Annotated in this window: 4 protein-coding genes and 1 pseudogene; all 5 read left to right on the plus strand. The window is 69.7% G+C overall.

Annotated features, from left to right (window positions below):
* A partial coding sequence (gene arsB / locus ACWGH4_RS32980; RefSeq protein WP_453467325.1) for an ACR3 family arsenite efflux transporter occupies positions 1 to 1,057 on the plus strand: 1,057 nt, incomplete at its 5' end.
* Complete coding sequence (locus tag ACWGH4_RS32985; protein WP_453467327.1) at positions 1,054 to 2,115, plus strand: ArsO family NAD(P)H-dependent flavin-containing monooxygenase; 1,062 nt, start codon at positions 1,054 to 1,056, stop codon at positions 2,113 to 2,115. The genes arsB and ACWGH4_RS32985, both read left to right, overlap by 4 nt.
* Entirely contained in the window at positions 2,115 to 2,426 is a 312-nt protein-coding gene (gene merB / locus ACWGH4_RS32990; RefSeq protein ID WP_453467331.1) for an organomercurial lyase, read from the plus strand. The genes ACWGH4_RS32985 and merB overlap by 1 nt, the downstream gene beginning before the upstream one ends.
* An 80-nt stretch (positions 2,427 to 2,506) precedes the next feature.
* Entirely contained in the window at positions 2,507 to 3,046 is a 540-nt protein-coding gene (locus ACWGH4_RS32995; RefSeq protein WP_453467329.1) for a DinB family protein, read from the plus strand.
* A 171-nt stretch (positions 3,047 to 3,217) separates the two neighbouring features.
* Positions 3,218 to 3,373, plus strand: a pseudogene (locus ACWGH4_RS33000) (FAD-dependent oxidoreductase); the annotation flags it as partial.
* Positions 3,374 to 3,457 lie beyond the last annotated feature (84 nt).

Here is a 3,457-nt window from a genome sequence, read left to right on the forward strand (position 1 = left end):
AGCCTCGGTCGTCGCGAAGCTTTCGACGCTCGACCGCTTCCTCGCCCTCTGGATCCTTCTCGCCATGGGCCTCGGCCTCGGGCTGGGCCGGCTGATCCCCGGGTTGAACGACGCCTTGGCGAAGGTCGAGATCGGCGGCATCTCCCTGCCGATCGCGGTCGGGCTGCTGATCATGATGTATCCGGTCCTGGCGAAGGTCCGCTACGACAAGCTCGACGCCGTCACCGGCGACCGCAAACTGATGATCTCCAGCCTGGTCATCAACTGGATCCTCGGCCCCGCGGTCATGTTCGCGCTCGCGTGGATCTTCCTGCCTGACCTGCCCGAGTACCGCACCGGCCTGATCATCGTCGGTCTCGCCCGCTGCATCGCCATGGTCATCATCTGGAACGACCTGGCCTGCGGTGACCGGGAAGCGGCCGCCGTCCTGGTTGCGCTGAACTCCGTCTTCCAGGTCATCGCCTTCGGTGTGCTCGGCTGGTTCTACCTGGACCTGCTGCCCGGCTGGCTCGGCCTCGGCAACGGCGAGTCCCTGGACATCTCCATGTGGGAGATCGCGTTCAACGTCGTCATCTTCCTGGGCGTGCCGCTGCTCGCTGGTTTCCTGACCCGCCGGATCGGCGAGAAGAAGCTGGGCCGCGAGTCCTACGAGCAGAAGTTCCTGCCGAAGATCGGCCCGTGGGCCCTGTACGGACTGCTGTTCACGATCGTCATCCTCTTCGCCCTGCAGGGCAAGACCATCACCTCGCAACCGCTGGACGTCGCCCGCATCGCCCTGCCGCTGCTGGTGTACTTCGCCGTCATGTGGTTCGGCACCTTCCTGCTCGGCAAGGTGATTGGCCTCAACTACGAACGCACGACCACGCTGGCCTTCACCGCGGCCGGCAACAACTTCGAGCTCGCCATCGCGGTCGCCATCGCCACCTTCGGCGTCACGAGCGGCCAGGCGCTCTCGGGTGTGGTGGGCCCGCTCATCGAGGTCCCGGTCCTTGTGGCACTGGTCTACGTGTCGCTGGCGTGGCGCAAGAAGTTCACGGCCGCGCAGCTGGGTTCATGACGCAGAGCAGTGATGTGCTGGTGGTCGGCGGCGGCCAAGCGGGGCTCGCCGCCGGCTACCACCTGCGCCGCCTCGGCGTGGAGTTCACCGTCCTGGACGCCGACACGGCGCCGGGCGGGGCCTGGCAGCACACGGGGGACTCGCTGCGCCTGTTCTCCCCGGCGGCCTACTCGTCCCTGCCCGGACGGATCATGCCCGGCCGGCCCGGCGAGACGTACCCGGACGCCGGACACGTGGTCGACTACCTCGCCGACTACGAGAAGCGCTACGAACTGCCCGTCCAGCACGGCGTCCGAGCCCAGGCCGTGCACCGCGACGGCGGCCGGCTCCGCGTGGAGACCGATGCGGGGGACTGGTCGGCGCGGGCGGTCGTCAGCGCCACCGGCACCTGGTCGCGGCCCTTCCTGCCCGCCGTCCCCGGCCGGGACATTTTCACCGGACGCCAGCTGCACACGGTGGCCTACCGCCGACCGGCAGACTTCGCCGGTCAGCGGGTGGTCGTGGTCGGCGGCGGCAACTCCGGCGCCCAGATCGCGGCCGACCTCGCCCTGGCCGGCATCGACCTGACGTGGGCGACCCAGCGCCCGCCCCGCTACCTCGCCGACGACATCGACGGCCGGATTCTGTTCGACGTCGCCACCGCCCGCCGACGCGCGCTCGATGAAGGCCGCGCCGACAGCGGCGGTGTCGCCTCGCTCGGCGACATCGTCGCCGTTCCTCCCGTCCGCGCCGCCCGCGACGCCGGACTCCTCGCGGCCCGGCCGATGTTCACCCGGCTCACCGCCACCGGCGCCACATGGGCCGACGGCAGCCACGTCGAAGCGGACACGGTCATCTGGTGCACCGGCTTCCGCCCCGCCCTCGCCCACCTCGCCCCGCTGGGGCTGCGCGGCACACGCGGCCACATACCGACCGAGGGAACTCAGGCTGCCGGTGAACCGCGGCTCCACCTCCTGGGGTACGGCGACTGGACCGGCCCGGCGTCCGCCACCCTGATCGGCGTCGGACGAGCTGCCCGCGACGCCGCACGGCAGATCGCGCGGCTGCTGAGCACCTGATTACCCGACCGGCCGTCAGGGGCGGGCGAGAATGGTGCAGATGTCCGGTCGACGGCCGGCCGATCACGGTCACTGTCACCGACGGCACCGCCCGATGGAAACCGGTCGACGCGGTCGTCTTCGTCGGTCAGCGATCCAAGCCGGGCCCTGCGGTCAACGTGTGCTGCGACGCGCTGATCTTCTTCGCCGACGCCTCCACTGCCGAAGCGTGGACCCGGCAGCACTCAGAGGTCCACGGCCGGATCACCAGCCAGGCCGAAGCCCAGCGCATCGCCGGGCAGATCTTCGGCCCGCTCCTCGCCCAACACTGACGGCAGTGCCGGTTCCGTCCCCGCCCAAGCAGGGAACCACCCACCCCAAACACAACGACGCGTGAGTGGAGCAGCGCATCATGGGCCAGCACCCTGCGATGGACCGGCAGGCCGTACGCGACGACTACGCGCGCGCACGACAGACCTTCCACATGCTCCTGGACGCCGCCTCGCCGGCCGACCTCGCCCGCCCCAGCGACGGCACCCGGTGGACCAACCGCCAGCTGCTGTGGCACATGCTCTTCGGCTACATCGTCGTCCGCTTCCTGCTGGTCCTCGCGAGCGCCTTCAGTCGGCTTCCCCGCCCGTTGAGCAAAGCCTTCGCCCGGCTGCTGGACGCCGCGACCAGGCCGTTCGACCTGGTGAACTACCTCGGCCCGTGCGGGGCAGCCAAAGTGATGAGCCCGCGGTGGATGGGCGCCGTGTTCGACTGGGTCACCGCCTCCCTGGAGCGACGCCTCGCCGAAGAGGCCGAAGCCGACCTCGGCCGCGGAATGCACTACCCGGTCAGGTGGGACCCCTTCTTCAAAGACTTCATGACTCTCGCGGACATCTACCGCTATCCCACCCAGCACTTCGACTTCCACCATGGCCAGCTGACCGTCGACAGGCCCAGCTGAACGGAACCCGATCAGGATCACCGCGTACCGCACGCGTGGCGCCGAAGCGACCGCCGAGCACAGGAGTTGGGACAGTGGTTGCCTACATGATCACGGCCATCACGGCCATCACGGCCATCACGGCGAGGCACACCAGGGCTCCGATCAGTTGTACCGAGGAGACCGAGCGCCATGAGCAGCCACCAGCTTCCCGTCGTCGTCGTCGGAGCCGGCCCTGTCGGGCTTGCGGCCGCCGCGCACCTCCTCGAGCGCGGCCTCGAGCCCGTCGTCCTGGAAGCCGGCGACGCGGCCGGGGCCGCGGTGCGCGAGTGGAGCCATGTGCGGCTGCGGCCGGTCACCGCCGTGACCGACGCACGCGAACCGGTCACCGCCGGCAGCTGTTGCTGACCTGACGATGACCAACCTTCATAC

Source organism: Streptomyces sp. NPDC054847, from assembly GCF_053610925.1.

Excerpts from the sequence above, each read along its gene's own strand:
- ACWGH4_RS32995 (WP_453467329.1), top strand. The coding sequence starts at position 2,507 with ATGGGCCAGCACCCTGCGATGGACCGGCAGGCCGTACGCGACGACTAC.
- ACWGH4_RS32985 (WP_453467327.1), top strand. The coding sequence starts at position 1,054 with ATGACGCAGAGCAGTGATGTGCTGGTGGTCGGCGGCGGCCAAGCGGGG.